At 40.3% G+C, this 20144-nt stretch carries 14 protein-coding genes and 1 riboswitch; of the genes, 10 read left to right on the top strand and 4 right to left on the bottom strand.

Going from position 1 to position 20144, the window contains the following annotated elements; all coding sequences use genetic code 11:
• Positions 1 to 814: 814 nt before the first annotated feature.
• A complete protein-coding gene (locus ACEN4I_RS05705) occupies positions 815 to 1630 on the bottom strand; it encodes an endonuclease/exonuclease/phosphatase family protein (RefSeq protein ID WP_407096387.1) in 816 nt (271 codons plus the stop codon).
• Between the two features lie 2 nt (positions 1631 to 1632).
• Complete coding sequence (locus ACEN4I_RS05700; RefSeq protein WP_407102337.1) at positions 1633 to 3291, bottom strand: PTS transporter subunit IIBC; 1659 nt, start codon at positions 3289 to 3291, stop codon at positions 1633 to 1635.
• Between the two features lie 295 nt (positions 3292 to 3586).
• On the opposite strand from ACEN4I_RS05700, the gene ACEN4I_RS05695 reads away from it, so the two are divergent.
• Genes ACEN4I_RS05695 through ACEN4I_RS05680 form a run of 4 tightly spaced genes read left to right on the top strand, consistent with a single transcriptional unit; the run spans position 3587 to position 8619 of the window.
• Positions 3587 to 5872 (top strand): glycoside hydrolase family 65 protein, encoded by a 2286-nt coding sequence (locus tag ACEN4I_RS05695; RefSeq protein ID WP_407102336.1) that lies wholly within the window; start codon positions 3587 to 3589, stop codon positions 5870 to 5872.
• A gap of 18 nt (positions 5873 to 5890) precedes the next feature.
• Positions 5891 to 6562 (top strand): beta-phosphoglucomutase, encoded by a 672-nt coding sequence (gene pgmB / locus ACEN4I_RS05690; protein WP_407096390.1) that lies wholly within the window; start codon positions 5891 to 5893, stop codon positions 6560 to 6562.
• Entirely contained in the window at positions 6540 to 7562 is a 1023-nt protein-coding gene (locus tag ACEN4I_RS05685) for an aldose epimerase family protein (RefSeq protein WP_407096391.1), read from the top strand. The genes pgmB and ACEN4I_RS05685 overlap by 23 nt, the downstream gene beginning before the upstream one ends.
• 31 nt (positions 7563 to 7593) lie before the next feature.
• The gene (locus ACEN4I_RS05680) at positions 7594 to 8619 is read left to right on the top strand and encodes a LacI family DNA-binding transcriptional regulator (RefSeq protein WP_407102334.1); all 1026 of its coding nucleotides are present in this window, start codon (positions 7594 to 7596) and stop codon (positions 8617 to 8619) included.
• Positions 8620 to 9272: 653 nt separating this feature from the next.
• Here the strand turns inward: ACEN4I_RS05680 and pulA are convergent.
• Together pulA and ACEN4I_RS05670 are read right to left on the bottom strand one after the other, a co-directional pair.
• Positions 9273 to 11267, bottom strand: coding sequence for a type I pullulanase (gene pulA, locus ACEN4I_RS05675; RefSeq protein ID WP_407096393.1), 1995 nt, complete (start codon positions 11265 to 11267; stop codon positions 9273 to 9275).
• Between the two features lie 144 nt (positions 11268 to 11411).
• Complete coding sequence (locus ACEN4I_RS05670) at positions 11412 to 12311, bottom strand: DUF368 domain-containing protein (protein WP_407096394.1); 900 nt, start codon at positions 12309 to 12311, stop codon at positions 11412 to 11414.
• A 198-nt stretch (positions 12312 to 12509) separates the two neighbouring features.
• Between ACEN4I_RS05670 and ACEN4I_RS05665 the strand changes: the two genes are divergently transcribed.
• The 6 genes from ACEN4I_RS05665 (at position 12510) to ACEN4I_RS05640 (ending at position 19596) form a co-directional block, all read left to right on the top strand.
• Positions 12510 to 13211, top strand: coding sequence for a hypothetical protein (locus tag ACEN4I_RS05665; RefSeq protein WP_407102332.1), 702 nt, complete (start codon positions 12510 to 12512; stop codon positions 13209 to 13211).
• 92 nt (positions 13212 to 13303) lie between these two features.
• Positions 13304 to 13480: riboswitch (Lysine riboswitch) on the top strand.
• 105 nt (positions 13481 to 13585) lie between these two features.
• Positions 13586 to 15307 (top strand): Na+/H+ antiporter NhaC family protein, encoded by a 1722-nt coding sequence (locus ACEN4I_RS05660; RefSeq protein ID WP_407102330.1) that lies wholly within the window; start codon positions 13586 to 13588, stop codon positions 15305 to 15307.
• A 783-nt stretch (positions 15308 to 16090) separates the two neighbouring features.
• Positions 16091 to 16936, top strand: coding sequence for an aldo/keto reductase (locus ACEN4I_RS05655; RefSeq protein ID WP_407102329.1), 846 nt, complete (start codon positions 16091 to 16093; stop codon positions 16934 to 16936).
• Between the two features lie 206 nt (positions 16937 to 17142).
• The gene (locus ACEN4I_RS05650) at positions 17143 to 18123 is read left to right on the top strand and encodes a biotin--[acetyl-CoA-carboxylase] ligase (protein ID WP_407096398.1); all 981 of its coding nucleotides are present in this window, start codon (positions 17143 to 17145) and stop codon (positions 18121 to 18123) included.
• Positions 18120 to 18644, top strand: coding sequence for a biotin transporter BioY (locus ACEN4I_RS05645; RefSeq protein WP_407102328.1), 525 nt, complete (start codon positions 18120 to 18122; stop codon positions 18642 to 18644). The genes ACEN4I_RS05650 and ACEN4I_RS05645 overlap by 4 nt, the downstream gene beginning before the upstream one ends.
• A 76-nt stretch (positions 18645 to 18720) precedes the next feature.
• On the top strand, positions 18721 to 19596 hold the full coding sequence (locus tag ACEN4I_RS05640) for an aldose 1-epimerase family protein (protein WP_407102327.1): 876 nt from the start codon (positions 18721 to 18723) through the stop codon (positions 19594 to 19596).
• Positions 19597 to 20144: the final 548 nt, after the last annotated feature.

Genomic DNA, 20144 nt, shown 5'->3' with positions numbered 1-20144 from the left:
CTGTATATAAAATGGTACACGTTCACCGAAACAGATTCAATTAATCCGCTTTTAGCTTTTAAAGAAGAGTGAAGCGCAGGCTGTAATGTTTTTGAGGAGGTTCTGTTTGAGGTGGTAGAAAAGGGTTAGATGGTGCTAATTTGATTGATAGCGTCCATTTAGGGTGATAGGAAAGGATCAAATGGCCCTAACTTGATCAGTAGCGTCCATTTAGGGTGGTAGGAGAGGATCAAATGGCCCTAACTTGGTCAGTAGCGTCCATTTAGGGTGGTAGGAGAGGATCAAATGGTTCTAACTTGGTCAGTAGCGTCCATTTAGGGTGATAGGAGAGGATCAAATGGCCCTAACTTGATCGTTAGCGTTCATTTAGGGTGATAGGAAAGGATCAAATGGCTCTAACTTGATCGTTAGCGTTCATTTAGGGTGATAGGAAAGGATCAAATGGCTCTAATTTGGTCAGTAGCATCCATTTAGGGTGATAGGAAAGGATCAAATGGCCCTAACTTGATCGATAGCGTCCATTTAGGGTGATAAGAGAGGACCAAATGGCTCTAACTTGGTCAGTAGCATCCATTTAGGGTAATAGGAGAGGATCAAATGGCTCTAACTTGTTTGGCAATGTCTATTTGAGGATATAAAATGAGAAGTCGACTCTGATAGGAAGAACGCCAAGCAGCTCGGATAAGCCAAAAAGACTGACCTAAAATCGAGGAATAATCGAATTTAGGTCAGTCTCTATAGTTGATTATGTTAGTCTGTAAAATTCTAGCCATTAGTTTTCACAAGGGGTAAATGTGGAAACACGTTTCAATTGTTATTTTTTGATTTCTACAGCAATTCCAAAATGATCGGAAACGAACGGTTCATTGACACCATTGAATATCACTCTAGAAGAACGCACGTTTACGGGACGATTGGAAAAAATATAATCGATGCGCAAACCACTTTGGTTATCTGTCCAGCCATCAATAGCTTCTGCAACGGTAAATCCAGCGTCTTTTTGGTTTGCCAAATGATAGGTGTCGAACCAAGTTTGGGTGACCAATTCGTAGCCTTCTTGCTCAACTTGAGCAGAATTATTGAAATCTCCCATTAAAAAGACAGGCGCTTTTAAACGATCAAAAACAGCAGTGCATTTCTCCCATTGTGCTGGGAACGGATCATGCTCATCATGCCACCAGCCCAAATGTAAACTAAAGAACCAGTGATCGGCTGATTTGATACCGATTACTTTGCGGCTTTTGTAATCGTCGTAAGCTGTATTTTCTGAAGCAAAAAACGAATAAACTTCTTGGATCGGATGCAAACTCAAGACGGCTAGTCCTTCATCATAGATATCGTACCCGATATGAGAAGGTTCCCAAGTCCAATAGTAAGCCAGTCCTTTTTCTTTCAACTTTTGCTGCAATAGAAAAGCGAAGTTGTCTTCTTTGAGGGGATACTCCTTATTGGCTTCATAAAAAGCAGTCAGTTCAGACGATTCCACGAGGGGAGACGTCATGAGCTGATTGACTTCTTGCAATGCAATCACATCAAAAGCGTGACGAATGATTGCGTCGCATAAGTCTTCCAATTTCTCTAAAGGATTTTCTTCCATCCAGCTGTGCGTGTTTAAGGTTAAAAATTTCAAAACTACACTCCTAATATATCATTGATATCTGATTTTAAGACATCAGCTTTTGGTCCATAAACGGCTTGGATACCTGTTCCTTTTTTCACCAAACCTAAAGCGCCAAGTCTTTTCCAAGCGGCTTCATCTTTAACGACTTCAGGATCTTTAACCGTTACACGAAGACGTGTCATACAAGCATCTACATCTGAAATGTTGTCTTTTCCACCTAAAGCTTCGATAATTCCAGTAACTTGTGCATCAGCAGTGCCTGTTGCAGCGGGAACTCCTTCAGTTGCAACTTCACCGTCAGCATTTCCTTCTTCGATATAGTTGCCCAAACGACCTGGAGTAGCAATTTTAAATTTGCCGATCATCCAGTAAGAAACAAAGTAAGCCAAGAAGAAGAAGACCACACAAGAGATGACAAAGTTGACAACATCCCAGACTAATCCGGCATTGATAGACATTGGGATACGAGTCAAGAATTCAAGGATACCAAATGAGTGAACGCGCAATGTAATGATATCAGCCAACGCAAATGAGATTCCTTGAAGAACAGCATATACTCCATATAAAGCTGGTGCAGCAAACATAAACATAAATTCAAGCGGCTCAGTAACACCTGTTAAGAAAACAGCTAAACCAGCAGAAAGGAACATAGATTTGTATTTAGGGCGTTTTTCTTTGTCAGTACGACGGTACATTGCAAAGGCAATTCCTAATAATGTACCAGCAGCACCAATCATTTGTCCGACTTTGAAACGAGCAGGAGTGATAGTAGTCAATAATTCATTGTAAGCAGCAGTATCACCAGCGTTTTTCAAGTTCACTAAGTCACTGACCCAAGCTAACCACAATGGATCTTGTCCGAATACTTGTCCACCAGCACCAGAGCCAGTTAAAACCGTGTAAGTACCACCAAGAGCAGTATAGTTGATTGGAATTGTCAACATATGATGTAAACCAAAAGGAAGCAGTAGACGTTCTAATGTTCCGTAAATAAATGGTGCAAATACAGGAGCAGTTTCGCTAGAAGTTGCGATCCACTGCCCGAAGTTGTTGATTCCTGTTTGAATAACCGGCCATACAAGAGCCAATCCGATTGAAATAATTACGGACCATAAAATGACTACGAAAGGAACAAAACGTTTTCCATTAAAGAAAGAAAGGGCTTCCGGTAATTTGCGGTAGTTATAATACTTGTTGAAAATAATAGCTCCCACAAATCCAGAAATAATTCCGACGAACACACCCATGTTTAAAGCAGGAGCCCCAAGAACAGAAGTAAAGTAACCATCTACAGGAATTACTTGTCCGAATAGCGTACTTGTCGTAGCACCTTCAGTTACCAGCATATCGGAAGTTACACCGAAGATGGCACCTGAAGTCATGTTGATTAAAATAAAAGCTAAGACAGCAGCGAATGCTCCGCCGGCACGTTCTTTAGCCCAAGAACCACCAATAGCCACTGCAAATAAAATATGTAGGTTGTTGATAACAGCCCATCCAAGATTTTCCATGACACTCCCAATGGTCATTACAAGAGTAACATCTCCGCTGAACATGGCAATCATTTTTCCAATACTAATCATTAATCCGGCGGCAGGCATAACAGCCACAACGACCATTAACGCTTTACCTAGTTTTTGCCAAAAATCAAATGAAAATAATTGTTTCATTTTAAATCCTCCTTTAAAATATTCAATTTGCTTATGCAAACGATTGCTTTAAATATAAGTCCTACCTTAAAAAAATGCAAGCGTTTTTAGTTTCGATAAAATTGTTACCGGTAACAAGAATATGAAATACCTTTATATCAAGCTTTTTATAACTATAACTAAACGGAGATCGAAAAATGAACCCCTTTCAAATTGACAATGCAATCGTTTGCGTTTAAACTTGCGTTAGCGAATAAAGAAAGCATGGATTGCAATAATTTCGTTTTACGCAATTCCAGCGACAGGAGGAAATAAAGTGGCAGATACACGATTATTTGAAGTAGATGAATGGAAAATAAAAACAACTGAATTAAACAAGAATGAACGAAGATTGCAAGAAAGCTTGACCAGTATTGGAAACGGTTATATGGGAATGCGCGGGAACTTTGAAGAAGCTTATTCAGGGGACCGCCATCAAGGGAGTTATATTGGCGGCGTGTGGTATCCGGACAAAACACGTGTTGGCTGGTGGAAAAACGGCTATCCAGAATATTTTGGTAAAGTAATCAATACAATGAACTTTATTCAATTAGATATTGTAATGGATGGCGAAAAAGTTGATTTGTATACAGATACTGTTTCGGATTTTGAAATGGAATTGGATATGCAGCACGGAATCTTGAAAAGAAGTTATATAGTAGAAAAAGCTGGTAAAAAAGTTCAAGTCGTTGTTGAACGATTTGTCAGCTTAGACCAAAAAGAACTGTGTGCCGTTAAAATGGAAGTAACCAGTTTGACTGATGATGTGACACTAGAATTAATTCCTGCTCTTGATGGAAATGTAACCAATGAAGATTCCAATTACGATGAAAAATTCTGGCTTCCTGTTTCTCAAGCGAAAAACAGCTTAGTCATCGAAACGAAACCAAATAACTTCGGGATCGAGCAATTTACCGTAGGCGCTATGATGTCTAACCACGTGACTAATTTGGAAAAGACAGACGAATTGGTGACTGAGATGAAAGTCTCCCAAACGTATGCTGGAACGTTAGCAGCTGGTGAGAAAGCGGTCATCGAAAAACGCATCGTGTTGACGACTTCTCGTGATTACGCTAAAGCGGATGTAGAAAAACAAAGCCGTACAATCAGTGAAGTAGTGGATCAGTTGTCTTTTGAAGAATTGCGTATGCGCCATGAATCGCTTTGGTTGGAACGTTGGAAAAAAGCTGATATTGAAATCGGTGGCGATCCTGCGGCTCAACAAGGCATCCGTTTCAACTTGTTCCAATTGTTCTCTACTTACTATGGAGAAGATACTCGTTTGAATATTGGACCTAAAGGCTTTACGGGTGAAAAATACGGCGGCGCAACTTACTGGGACACAGAAGCTTATGCAGTTCCGTTGTATTTAGCTTTAGCAGATCCCAAAATAACCGAAAACTTATTGTCGTACCGTCACAATCAATTGCCTCAAGCGGAACACAATGCGCACCAACAAGGCCTAAAAGGTGCGTTGTATCCAATGGTCACTTTCACCGGGGTAGAATGCCACAATGAGTGGGAAATTACTTTTGAAGAGATTCACCGGAATGGTGCGATGGCTTATGCAATTTACAATTACACGAACTATACAGGCGACCAAACGTATTTGAAAGAAAAAGGTTTGGATGTTTTAGTCGGCATCAGTCGTTTCTGGGCAGACCGTGTGCATTACAACCGCAAAAAAGATCAATACATGGTACATGGAGTAACAGGTCCGAATGAATACGAGAATAACGTCAACAACAACTGGTATACAAATAAATTGGCTGCTTGGACATTGAAGTATACGTTAGAATCTTTAACACTTTCTTCAGAAAAACAAGCCACTTTACAAGTAACCAAAGAAGAAGCAGCAAAATGGCAAGACATCATCAATAAAATGTATTATCCTTATGATGAAACAGAGCAAGTTTTTGTGCAACACGATACTTTCTTAGATAAAGATTTGCGCCCAGTTTCTGAATTGGACCCAGCCGACTTACCATTGAATCAAAAATGGTCATGGGATAAAATCTTGCGTTCACCGTTCATCAAACAAGCGGATGTTTTGCAAGGAATTTACTTCTTTAAAGAAAATTACACGATGGAAGAAATCGAACGCAACTTTGATTTTTACGAACCAATGACCGTGCATGAATCTAGTTTGTCTCCGAGTATCCATGCGATTTTGGCAGCAGACCTTGGTAAAATGGACAAAGCCGTAGAATTCTATGCGCGTACAGCTCGTTTGGACTTAGACAACTACAACAATGATACGGAAGACGGCTTGCACATTACTTCGATGACCGGAAGCTGGCTGACAATCGTTCAAGGGTTTGCGGGAATGCAAACCGTTCATGAACACTTGTCTTTTAGACCTTATTTGCCGGAAAACTGGACGAATTATGCTTTCCACATCAATTACCGTGGACGCTTATTGAAAATTTCGGTGACCAACGAAGAAGTAGCGATCGTGTTGCTTGAAGGCGAAACCTTGGAAATGTCTGTTTACGGCGAATCCATAGTGTTAAATGACGTTTATACGACTGAAACCAAAGCACCACAAAATATGAACCAATAGAGAGGAAGCAACCAGCTTATGAAAGCAGTACTATTTGATTTAGACGGAGTCATTACGGATACAGCGGCTTACCATTTTGAAGCGTGGAAAGCCTTAGGAACTAAAATTGGGATTGAAATCGACGAAGAATTCAATGAACAATTAAAAGGAGTCAGCCGTACGGATTCATTGAACCGCATTTTAGAAAAAGGCAACAAACAAGACGCTTATTCAGAAACTGAAAAAGAAGCGATGGCTACTGAAAAAAATGATTTGTACAAAACGTTGATTGAAAAAATGTCGCCATCCGACTTATTGCCTGGCATTAAAGCCTTGTTGGATGAACTGAAAGCAAACAATATCAAATTAGGTTTAGCTTCTGCTAGTAAAAATGGTCCAACCATTTTGGATAAACTCCAAATCACAGACTATTTTGATGAGATTGTTGACCCAGCTGGATTAAAAGCTGGTAAACCGGATCCAGAAATTTTCGTGACAGGCGCTAAACAGTTGGGCGTTGATGTGAGCGAATGTGTGGGTGTGGAAGATGCAGCTGCCGGAATCGACTCTATCAATGCGGCTAATATGGTTTCTATCGGTGTGGGTGAAAGCAAAAATTTGGGAAAAGCTGCAAAAGTTGTCCCAAGCACGGCTGATCTGACTGTCGCTTTATTGGAAAATGTATGGAGTGAAACGATTGGACGCGCGTAAACAACACTATGGCTGGTATGAAGGTCAGGAAGTTTTTGAATATGTCCTGACGAATGATCAACAAGCGGTTTTTCGCTGCATCAATTATGGGGCAGTAGTGACGGGGATCGAAGTACCGGACCAATGGGGAAAAAAGGAAAACGTGGTTTTAGGGTTCAAGCAATTGGAGGATTATGTAAAGGATTCGCCTTATTTTGGGGCTTTTATCGGAAGAGTAGCGGGACGGATCGCTGATGGTACATGGTCAACTTATCAATTGACTCAAAACAATCGAAAGCATCATATGCATGGCGGAGAGCACAATTTCAGTCAGCTTGTTTGGGACAGTCAAATCGTTCAAGAAGACAATAGGATCGGTGTCGCTTTCTCATTGATGAGTCCAGATGGAGACAACGGCTATCCGGGGAATCTGCGAGTAACAGTGACCTATTATTGGACCAATGACAATATATGGGAAATGCTGGTTACCGCAGAAACGGATCAAACAACACTGTTTAATCCAACCAATCATACGTATTTTAACTTGAGCGGCAACACCAAACGCAAGATATTGGAACACACCTTGCAAATGGATGCAGAAAGCTATGCGGAAACGGACAAAACCAAAATACCAACAGGACGTTTACTTCCCGTTGCAGAGACAGCGCTTGATTTTAGAGAACCGAAAAGGCTGGCAGATGCGATCAATGAACGGCGTGAAGGGTTCGATACGCCATTCAAATTGTCTGGAGCAAAAACGATTCGGTTGTGTGAGCCAGAAAGCGGACGTTCTTTGAAGATCGAAACGAATCGCGAAGCAGTCGTTGTCTTTTCAACGACAGGAATGGACGAAGATTATTTAGTGGATGGAGAAAAAATGAGCAGCCACCGCGGAATAGCCTTAGAAACACAAGAATTTCCGGATGCCGTACACCATCCAGAATTTCGATCCATCATCTTGGAACCAGGGAGAATGCATCGGTCCTTTACCAAGTACACGTTTACAACACCAACGGAATAGCTTAAAATAAAGGCAGAAAGGATGTGCGCAGATGTCGGTCACAATCAAAGATGTAGCAAAAAAAGCTGGAGTTGCCACTTCAACTGTATCGCGTACCATCCAGGATTCTCCAAGTATCAGTGAAAAAACGAAGCAAAACGTTCGGCGCATCATGGAAGAAGTCGGATATCGGCCTAATTTGACCGCGCGCGGTTTAGTCAATCAGACCACTCAAACGATTGGAGTTATTTTGCCGGTCTCCCAAGGTCAAGCTTTTCAGAACACCTTTTTTCTCAGCATGATTCGAGGGATCAGTAAAGCCTGTAACGAGAAGAAGTATATGGTGTCGATCGCTTCGGGAACAACGGAAGCAGAGCTGTTGGAAAGTATTCAAACGATGGCCAAAGGCGGACGAGTAGACGGTTTTATCGTGTTGTATTCCAAAAAAGATGACCCTATTATCGAATACCTGCACCAAGAAAAAGTGCCGTATGCGATGATCGGTAAACCGTATAAATACGAAAATGAAATGCTGTATGTCGATAACGACAATGTGATTGCCGGAAAAGATGCGACCAACTATCTGTTGGAACTAGGTCACCAAAGGATTGCTTTTATCGGGGAAGATACAAAACAAATGGTGATTCGAGAGCGACTAAAAGGTTATGGGCAGGCGTTGGAAGATGCAGGATTGGCCGTTGATCCGGATTTGATGCTAGATGTGACTCTTCCTGAAGCAGCTTACCGCAAAAAAATCCAGCAGCTGTTTAGCAGCAGCGATTTTCCGACCGGTATCGTGTCCAGCGATGATTTGATCGCATTGAATATGAGCTATATGCTCAGTGGTTTTGGATTGAAAATCCCGGCAGATGTCTCGATTATTGGATTCAATAACTCGATTTTTGCGGAAAAATCTCAACCTGAACTGACTTCTATCGATCTACATACTGATTCGCTGACATCACAAACTGTTTATCAGCTGATTGAATTGATGGAAGGCAAACAAACATTGGCGGTCAAGATGATCTTGCCGCATCAGATTATTGAACGGCAATCGTGCAAAAGAAAAGGTCACTAGAAGAATAAGAAAAACCCGCTCTCTTCAACAATTGATTGCCGAAGAGAGCGGGTTTTTCTTGGAAATTTAATCTATTGGTTTTTTCATCATATAATATTGGTACGACTCTTGGAGTGTTCTTTGATAATATCAATGTCTTCTTTCAGTGGGATGCTCTATTCAGCGTGAAAGAGATATTCGTTTGATGAGTGAATGAAGGTTATTCTTCAAGTGAGCATTGAATAAGTCCCCACTTGAAGAATAAAGTAGGTTTACTTATTAAGTGGCATAAAATTAAGGTCTCACTTGAGTAATAAAATGGGTTTATTCTTCAAGTGGACATTAAATTAAGTCTCACTTGAGTAATAAAATAAAACAACAGTGCCAACGGCTGTCTCAGACTCGTTTTTTCCTATTCGTGCAGCATTTAAAGATAGGGTGAGGAGAAAACTTCCTGTTTCTTCGTTAATAAATGATAGCCAAAATATTCTTGAACAATTGCAGCTTAAATTCTTCACTACACTATACTTTGTCATAAAAAAAGACCCCAAAAAATTAGATTTTACTCTAACTTTTTGGGGTTGTACCTTCCAAGCGTTCCCATGGGTCTCACCAAGCAACCTCGAATTCGGAAGGAATTTCTTTTCCAACACCATAAAGTGAACATTCAACTATTAAGAAACTAAAATCAAAGCACTGTGCGGTTCTATCGTCATCGTACTTCCTTCTACCGTTCCCAACGCTTCTAATCCAGCGTGGTCTTTGTTAGCGACAATAGTCCAATGAGTAGGTAATTCATCAGTATGGCTCTCCAAAGTAACCTCATGTGTTTCACCAGATGAGTTCAAGATGACTGCCATCCATTTCCAATCGCTTTCTCCTGCGTAAGAATTCGGAATCGTATAAGCAATTAGATTTTCAATAGAGTCACGAGAAAAAGCCATAGCTTTCGCAGTTTGTGCGGTAGCGTCTCTTAACGGAGTAAATTTGCGGCGAATCTGACTCAACCCTCGGTAATAATCCACCAGGTCGCTATTCGTTTTAAGCAGACTCCAGTCCAGCTTATTGACATCAATAGAAGACACGAAACTGTTCTCGTCTCCAAATTTAGTACGGCCAAATTCCTCTCCTGCCTGCATAAACAAGGTACCTTGAGAAGTAAACAGCAAGGCAGCAGCTAATTTATTGATTTGAATGACCCAGTCATTTCTGCCAAAATAGGGCTCATCAAAAGTACTTTCCACCAATTTGTCATAAAGGCTTAAATTATCGTGAGCAGAATTGTAGCTCACCACTTGTGCTGGGTTTCTGGCCCAAGTCTTGTCAGCCAATTCATATTCTGAAGCAGCAGCACCAATCGTATTGGCACTGATTCCAGCCATGACGTCTGCATCGTGAAAATCAATCCCGTTTTGACCTTGCAGAAAACCTCCATCAGTCTTGTTGAAAACCGAACCTTTTACAGGATCTCTAAAATCGTCATTGAAAATGGCAATACCATCCATGAAATGAGATGCATTCCCTTTATTGGCAGGGATATTGGGTGTTTTGATCTCATTACTTCCGGCGTCCCAAGGTTCTCCGTAAAGAATCACATGCTGCAGGCCTTTTTCGTTTAATGCTGTGCGGATCGCATTCATTGTTTCAACATCATGCAACCCCATCAAATCAAAGCGGAAACCATCCAAATGATATTCTGAAGCCCAATATAAAATAGAATCCACCATATATTTGCGCATCATACTGCGATCGCTGGCTGTTTCATTCCCGCAAGCTGATCCATCCGCAAATTCACCAGTGTCCGTTTGGCGGTAATAATAGTCGGGAACGGTCAAATTAAAGCTGGAATCTTCGGTTTCAAGCGTATGATTGTAGACTACATCCAACACCACACCAATATCTTGTGCGTGCAGACTTTGGACCATTTGCTTAAATTCACGAATACGTGCTGAGGGATCGCGCGGGTCTGAAGAATAACGGCCTTCAGGGACATTATAATTTTTAGGATCATAGCCCCAGTTGTAATCTGAACCTTCCTCGTCGTTTTCAAAATCAAAAACAGGTAAGAGATGAACATAATTCACGCCCAGTTTGCTTAAATGATCGACGCCTGTAGAGAATTCTTTTTCGTTTTTGTAAGTTGTTCCCAGTTCCGTAAAAGCTAAATATTTTCCTTGATTTTCCAGACTGATTCCAGAATGTTCATCCGAAGAAAAATCGGCTACATGGACTTCCCAAATAAAAGCGTCGGTTATCTGTTGTTGGGTAACATGATCATCTTCAGACCAGTTTTCAGGATTGGTTTTATCAAAATCGATGATCGCTGCACGATTCCCGTTCACACCAGCTGCTGTTGCATGTATATCCATCGTTTCGTTGGATGTGCCGCTAACGGTGATGGTGTAAGTGTAAAAGAGGCCTTCGAAATCACCTGCTAAGCTGGCGGTCCATACATTGTTCTCATGCGTTAAAGGGTAAGATTGGATCAATGAATTCTCGGCACTGTCTCCAGTCTGGTAAAGATTTACCACAACTTTTTCAGCAAGAGGCGACCAAACTTTAAAGGTCGTCTTATTTTTTGTATACGTCACTCCCAGATCATTTCCAGAATAAGATTTACTTTCTAAATAAGCTAACTTTTCATCAAGAGTCATCACATGGATTTCCATCAAGTATCTTCCTTTCAAAATTAACATCCGTTTGTTTTTCAGCGTATAAAATTCTTACCCACAGTTTAGCATTTTTAGGATGGAAAAGCTTTCTAAAAAAACATGACCTGGATTTTTAAAAATTCAAGTCATGTTTTTTTACGACTATGCAGGTTCTTCCGTTTTTCCTAAATAATAAGTCAACAAGAAACAAACTACTGCAAGAATCAATCCAAGAATTAAAAATAGCAGAGCATTTGAACCTTGAAGATCATTTAAAGCGTTGGTGTTATACAGGATAGCAAATGGTGAAGCTAAAACTAATCCAAGAATTCCGCTGTAAGTTAAAGTAGGGTGATTTGTAAACAAGTACTCAATCAATTTACTGATTAGGAAAATCCCTGCTAGAACACCTATGCCAAACGGGAACAAAATTCCTGTATAATGCCATAATTGCCCCATATCCATGGAAGTTAAAGCATTAAAAAAGCCGGTGACCGAATTTAGAATACCATAATAATAACCAAGGACCATAAGTACCAGTGATCCACTAACGCCTGGTACGACCATAGTAGCCGAAGCAATGACCCCGATAAAGAACATGGTGATGACTGATCCAAATGAAAGAGTGATAGTTGACATCGTATTTCCTTCTGCTTGAACTAGTGCAAGACTGACAACAAGAGCAAAAAAGACAATGAATAATGCAATGTGGAAAAATGAAACTTTCTTTTGTTCTTGACGTAAAGCGAGTAAAAAAGATTTTGCCAAGATCGGAATCCCACCTAATATCAATCCAATAAAGGCTAATGCAGTGGGCAACGTGTATTGGCTAAGCAAGACTTCGATTAAATAAGAAAAACCAATAATGCCTAAAACCAATCCCCCGCCTAAAGGAAGCAAGATGCGGAAGCTTTTCTTCCAGTCCTTAACTAAATGTGTAATCGAATAAATCAAGTCATCGTAAATCCCTAGTGAAACCGCCATAGTTCCTCCGCTGACCCCTGGAATAATGTTGGCTATTCCCATTAACATACCTTTTAAAACCATCCATATATAACTCATTATTAATCTCCTTATGTTGTGATAATAAATACATTCATAATTGTACGGAAATACCAAATAGATAGCAATCTTTCTTCGGTTTTCTTTAAATTTTTTTAAGTGTCAAAAAATAAGGTAAATCTTATCAAATTGATAGGTTCTGGTACTATTCGTGTGGTAAAATAAGATTTTATAGATTATTTTGGAGGAGTTATAAGAGTGAATCATAAAAGTGAAGACAAATCAGCCAGGTGGAAAGATATAGTTGGTAGAGTTGTGTTGGTATTATTGGCATTATCCGTTATTTATGCTGTATATATGTTGTTTACAGCTCCTTCAGGCGTAGCAGACAACGGATACGAAAAAGTAAAAAGTGATTATGTATTGACATTGTTGCAATGTTTAGTAGGTGTGATCGTCATGTTTATTCCGTCACTCATTGAACGGAAATTTTCGGTGAACATCCCTGATATCATGGAAGTTATGTACTTTGTATTCTTATTTTGTGCAATCTATTTAGGAGAAGTACGAGATTTTTACTATCGTGTTCCCAGTTGGGACTTGATTCTTCACATGTTTAGCGGAGCGATGCTAGGAGCTTTAGGTTTTGTGGTAGTCAGTTTCTTTAACGATTCAGAAAAAGTGAACATCCATTTAAGCCCGATTTTTGTCGCTTTGTTTGCTTTTTGTTTTGCACTGGCGGCAGGAACGATTTGGGAAATTTATGAATTTTTAGCAGATACTGTTTTAGGAACCAACATGCAGAAATTTATTACAGCGGATAGAACGGTGTTGGTTGGACGTGATGCTTTGGTCGATACGATGGAGGATCTGATCGTAGACGCATTAAGTGCTCTTGTAGTGTGTATTGCTGGATTTCTTAATCTTAGAAAACAAGAGAGAAAGGCACCAAGAAATTAATGTACGAATCACCGAAAGAGAAAGTCCACTGAAAAAATACCGCACATGGGTTGCAACCCATAAAAATATTGTGTAATATAGCATGGAATACAAAAAAAGATAGAGGCGCGATTTTTAAAAGTACAGTCACAGAGATGGCACGATGAAGTGACTAGAAAGGATGAATCGCCGAAGTTTGCAATATGGCCAAATATTGGAAGCTGGGGGTCAGCAGAATATGCTGATCACTGTCATAAATTTACAAAAATTTGTGGAGGACTATCAGCAAAAAGGTCAAATAATGTATATAATGCTATGTACAAAAGTGATGCCTTGAGTTGATTAGAGCTCTAGGTATCGCTTTTTTTGTGCTCAAAAAGAAAGGGAGTTTAGTAGTGAAAAAAAATATAGTTATTGGAATAATTGCGTTAGCGTTTGTGTTTATTACTTTTTCAGCTGACTTTACGACTGGCGCAGATGGCGCCATTCAGTTTGGCTGGTTTTCATTAGTTCCGCCTGTAGTGTCTATACTGCTGGCATTCGTAACAAAAAATGTCATCATATCTTTATTTTTAGGGATTTTTGCAGGAGCAATGGTGCTGCATTCAGTGGATGGAAATGTGTTGTTTGCAATCGTTCAGTCATTTTTAAGTATTGTGGAGTATACTTTATCTTCACTAGCTGACCGTTATAATGCCGGAATCATTCTGCAAGTATTGGTCATCGGCGGTTTGATCGCTTTGATGACTAAAATGGGCGGGACCAGAGCGGTAGCAAATGCACTGGCTTCAAAAGCTAAAGGCCCAATCAGTGCGCAAGTGATTTCATGGTTATTGGGATTATTTCTCTTTTTTGACGACTATGCCAATGCGTTGATCGTTGGGCCGGTCATGCGTCCCGTAACAGATGAAAAGAAAATCTCGCGTGAAAAATTGGCCTTTATTGTCGATGCCACAGCCGCTCCAGTTGCCGGAATTGCGTTGATCTCTACATGGGTTGGGTATGAAGTTGGCTTGATCCAAGATGGTTATGAAGCAATCGGACAATCGGTGAATGCCTATAGTGTCTTTATTGAAACGATTCCTTACCGCTTCTACAACATTTTGATGCTATTGTTTGTCGTCTGTACAGCCCTATTTTTAAAAGAATTTGGACCGATGCTCAAGGCAGAAAGAAGAGCGAGAAAATTTGATCCAACGAATATAGAAGAGATCAACCCGAGTCCTTCTTCCAGTGAGTTGGATGAAATGGAACCAGTAGAAGGTGTCAAATTAAGTATCTGGAATGCCATCATTCCGATAGGTACATTGATTGCAGCATCATTGATCGGATTTTACTTTAATGGATACAATGCAATCATGGCGGGAGAAAACGCCGAATTGATCCAATCTATGCAAAGCAGTCCCATTTCTTTTTCGGCTATCCAAGAAGCGTTTGGTGCTTCTGACGCCAGCATCGTGTTGTTCCAAGCTGCTTTACTGGCTAGTCTTGTGGCTATGGCAATGGGTGTGAAACAAAAAACCTTTACGTGGGGAGAAGCTGTTGATACATGGATCAATGGAATGAAGTCGCTGATCATTACAGGAGCTATTTTGCTGTTGGCTTGGTCATTAAGTGCTTCGATCACTGATTTAGGAACAGCTGGATTCTTGGTATCTTTACTATCCGATTCTTTACCAGCGTTCTTGTTGCCTTCTATTATTTTCATATTGGGGTCCGTTATTGCATTTGCTACAGGAACTTCTTATGGAACGATGGGGATCTTGATGCCGTTAGCGATTCCATTAGCAGCAGGGATTTCTGGAGACCCGGAATTTATTGTAATTTCAGCAGGAGCGGTATTGACTGGAGCGATCTTTGGAGACCACTGTTCGCCTATTTCGGATACGACCATTCTGTCTTCTATGGGAGCGGGTGTAAACCACTTAGACCACGTGCAAACGCAACTGCCGTACGCGATTGTTGTTGGGATCATTTCTGTTCTCTTTGGTTTCCTGCCAGCAGGATTAGGTTTGCCGATTTGGATCGTGTTGCCGGTGTCTATGATCGTTACAGCAGCTTTCCTATATTTCTTCGGGAAATCAGTAGACGAACCAGAGGCGCAATTGGGTGAGTAGAAATGAGTGTTAATAGGTGAACTTTTCGAAAACGAAAAGTATCTGAATCAATTTTTTGAAAGAAAAGAACTCGGTGACGGGTTCTTTTTTAATTGCAAAGCGAAGCAGATAAGACTGGTGTATTTTATTCATCAAGTGAGGTACAAAAGAAGCGTCACTTGAAGAATAAAGTGGATTTACTGATCAAGTGAGGTACAAAAGAAGCGTCACTTGAAGAATAAAGTGGATTTACTGATCAAGTGAGGTACAAAAGAAGCGTCACTTGAAGAATAAAGTGGATTTAGTGATCAAGTGAGGTACAAAAGAAGCGTCACTTGAAGAATAAAGTGGCGTTACTGATCAAGTGAGGTACAAAAGAAGCGTCACTTGAAGAATAAAGTGGCGTTAGTGACCAAGTGAGGTACAAAAGAAGCGTCACTTGAAGAATAAAGCGGATTTAGTGATCAAGTGAGTCTCAAAAGAAGCCTCACTTGAAGAATAAAGCGGATTTACTGATCAAGTGAGGTACAAAAGAAGCGTCACTTGAAGAATAAAGCGGATTTAGTGATCAAGTGAGGTACAAAAGAAGCGTCACTTGAAGAATAAAGTGGATTTAGTGATCAAGTGAGGTACAAAAGAAGCGTCACTTGAAGAATAAAGCGGATTTAGTGATCAAGTGAGACCAAAATACAGTGCCACTTGATGAATACTTCCGAGGGAACAAACTTTTTTCTCCACGCTGACGCGTTCCAGTTTCCTATACCTGATTTGATTTGATAAAGTAAGTCTACAAGGAGGGATAGAATGGTTAAATTACCAAATGGGGAAGAATATCCTAAATTTGGCATAGGGACGTGGCATTTGGGGGATAGACAAGAGAATCACCAGCAAGAAAAAGAAGTGATTCAATATGCGCTGCAACATGGTGTGACGTTAATTGATACAGCTGAAATGTATGGTAATGGAAATTCTGAAAAGTTAGTGGGTGACGCGATTCAAGGTATCGACAGAGAAAGTTTTAAATTAGTATCAAAAGTATTGCCTCAAAATGCGAGTAAACAAAGAATGCGTCAAAGTTTAAACGCCAGCTTGGAACGATTGCAAACAGATTATTTGGACCTTTATTTATTGCACTGGCTTGGACAAGTGCCGCTGCAAGAAACGATCGAAGTCTTTGAAGAATTAAAAGCAGAAGGTAAAATCAAAGCTTGGGGAATCTCCAATTTTGATTTAGAAGAAGTAGCATCATTGCGGAATAAAGCTGATGGTGACCAAAATCAAATCAATCAAGTATTGTACCACCTAGGCTCACGCGGTATCGAGGTTGCTTTGAAACCTTATATGGACAGTATAGGCATACCTGTGATGGCGTATTGCCCAATGGGACAAGGCGGTAATTTAAATTCAGGCTTGCAGCATAACGATACGATTCAAGCTATCGCTAAAAAGCATCAAGTAAGCGAAATGCAAGTAATTTTGTCCTTTATTCTTCATCAACAAAATACCATTGCTATTCCACGTACCGGAAATCTGGAACACATGAAAGAAAACATCGCTGCTCAAGATATCAAATTGACTTCAGAAGAGTTGGACAGACTGGATCAAGCATTTCCAGCTCCAACAAAAAGAGTGCCTTTGGATATTGAATAGCAAATAGTACTGCAATCTTCTATATAGAAGATTGCAGTTTTTTTTGAATAATAGCCAAACCAACGATACGTTGAATAAATTTGTTTCTTTAGCTGTCTAACGTTAGGATTGTTCATGCTTATTGTTACCCTTTAAAAAAATATGGTTGACAACGAGCGGAATAAAAGTAAACTGAAGATAAGAAATGACATACGGAGCGTGAAAAAATGGCAACAAAAAATCGTGTATTGGATTATTTAAACCAGCATAAAGAATCAGCAGTGTCAGGTCAGGAAATAGCCGACCATTTAGCTGTCTCAAGAACATCTGTCTGGAAAGCGATCAAATCATTGCAGTCAGAAGGCTTTCAAATAGAAGCCACTACCAACAAAGGCTACCTCTTGACCAATGAGCCGGATATTTTATCTAAAACCGTTCTGCATTCCCTGCTCAAAGAAGAACCGGATTTCATTGAAGTGTATCCGCAAATCGGTTCCACAAATGATGAAGCTAAAAACATCATTAATGAGCGCTCTATCAACAAAGGAATCTTATTAGCGGAAGAACAGACAAAAGGAAGAGGTCGTTTAGGCAGACAGTTTTACTCTCCTCACCAAACAGGTCTGTACATGAGCTTGATCTACAAAAATAAGGACCAGTTGAACGCAGCTTCCATCACTACAGTAGCAGCAGTAGCGGTATGTCAAGCGATTGAGAAACTAACTGGTAAACAACCCGTAATCAAATGGGTGAACGATATCTTTCTTGACGGACGCAAAATTTGCGGTATTTTGACAGAAGGAATCCTGAATTTTGAAACGGGAACGATTGATTCCATTATCATAGGGATCGGATTGAATTTTAAAGTTTCTGATTCAGTTCCTGAAGAGTTTCGATCCATTATCGGCGCTTTATTCCAAGAGCAAGAAGTAACGTTGACGCGCAATCATCTAGCAGCAGAAATTATCAACCAGCTAGATGATATATACCAACATTTAGACAGTATCCAGTATTTGGACGAATACCGGAAACGCTGTTTCGTTTTGGGTCAGGCAGTTTCGTTTACAGACAAACAGAAAGTCATGAGCGGGACTGCGCGAGCGATTGATGACGAAGGCGGATTAATTGTGGAACTGAACGATGGACAAATGAAGACCTTGCGTTATGGAGAAATCAGCATTCGATTGGTGGGAGGTAATGAAAAATGACTTTATCGGTTAGAGACCTTACGCAAATCAGTCTGATGGCTGCCTTGACGTTTATAAGCGGATTTATCCTTATTCCGATGGGACCCGTACCGTTTACTCTGCAGACTCTTTTTGTACTGGTGACAGGTCTGTTGTTAAAACCAAAAGCCGCCTTATTGACGCAAGTGCTGCATGTGGTGCTGAAATTAGTGTTTGGCGGAGGTCAATCAGTACTGAGTCCCAGCTTTGGCTTTTTGTTCGGCTTTATTTTAGCAGCATGGGCAATGAGCAGGATGTTGCTCAAGTGGGAAAACAACATGGTTTCTTACGCGAAAGCAACGATAGTCGGGACTTTCCTTACTTACTTGATTGGAATGCCTTACATGGCTCTGATTTTAAATGGTTACTTAGGAGCAGGCTATTCCATTACACAAGTCTTTTGGACAGGAATGGGCTTGTTTATACCAGGCGATTTGGTAAAAGCCGGGTTAGCTGTTTTGATCGCTATGAGAATAAGAAGACACATTCCTCTGTTTAATTAAAATGTTCTGTTAGCTAAAAAGTAGAAAAAGATTTATGATGAAAAAGAAAAACGATTTTATTTTTGGAGGGATTTACGTGATTACATTGGAAAATGAAGAACTGCTTGTTGAGATTTCATCTAAAGGAGCAGAATTGCAAAAGATTTACAATAAGAAAGCAGGTTTTGACTACCTTTGGAATGGAAATCCCGAATACTGGGGCAGCCACGCGCCGAACTTGTTCCCGATCATTGGCCGTTTGAATGAGTACAAATACAAAAAAGGCGACGCTGTCTTCGAGCTGCCGCAACATGGCTTTGCGAAGGAAATGGACTTTGAAGCCATCAAAGAATCGGATGAAAAAGCGGTATTCACGTTACAGAACAACGAACAATCAGCGGAAATGTATCCTTATAAGTTTACATTGACCATTGAGTACACGTTAATCGGTTCACTAGTCTCTGTGAGCTATAAAGTGGATAACCATTCAGAAGAACGCATGCCGTTTTCTATCGGAGGTCATCCTGCTTTCAACGTTCCGTTAAACGGAGCCGGCAACTACGAAGATTACACGATTACGATCAGTCCAAAAGAAGAGGTTAGATACTTCGAAAGCAACCCACTGCCTTATCGTAGTGGAAACCGAAAAGTGCTTCGTGAAATGCGCGATGGTGTGATGCAAATGAATCATGAAACATTCCGTGACGGTTTGATTATTATTGATGAGCCAAAATTGAATCAAATTACCTTGACTAGTCCTGAAGAACATGGGGTAACCTTAAACGTCAGTGACTTCCCATATCTATGTCTATGGACAAAAGAACAAATCGACGCACCATTTATTTGTATCGAGCCCTTCTTTGGACTTCCAGATATTGCTGGTGAAATAGGCACGTTAGAAGAAAAAGACGGCATTATTTTACTGGAATCAGGAGACACGAAACAAATCAGCTTTACGATTGATACATTTTAAGCTGTGCAAATAAAAGAGGTTCTGGCTGCGATTAATTGCGGCTAGAACCTCTTTTTTTACTAGTCAATGGAAGAGTTAAAAAGATAGGTAGTATCATTTTGCAAAAAAAACACCAAGGAGGTTCTCCTTGATGTTTTTACTTTTAGGATCTTCATCTTCTAACGTTAGTAAAGAAATTTCCTCCGGCCTATAGGGTTGCTTATGGAAAGCCATGATTGTTGCTGCTTCAGCAGCTTACAAGCATGGTACACTTGGGCGTACGCCCACAGTGTTTCCTTTTTTTACATCCTTTTCATGGCTATAAGCAACCCCATATTCCTCCAGTAATTTCTAAGAATGAGTTTCTAATGGGGTTAGAGTTAAACAGAAGTGTATTTTCTACTTACCAATGTCAAATATTGTAGAATCTACTTTTAGCCACTCTTTAGTTAAAACGAGCTGCACAGAGCAGACCACATGTCTATAAGCCGAAGCAGTCCTGTTGATAAAAAGCATCAACTGGACTGCTCCTTCTTATAGCCAGTGGTCTGAACGCTCTGTTCCGCTCT

The organism is Desemzia sp. FAM 23990, from assembly GCF_045528485.1.
Taxonomy (GTDB): domain Bacteria; phylum Bacillota; class Bacilli; order Lactobacillales; family Carnobacteriaceae; genus Desemzia.
This window is presented reverse-complemented; position numbering and strand designations above follow the sequence as displayed.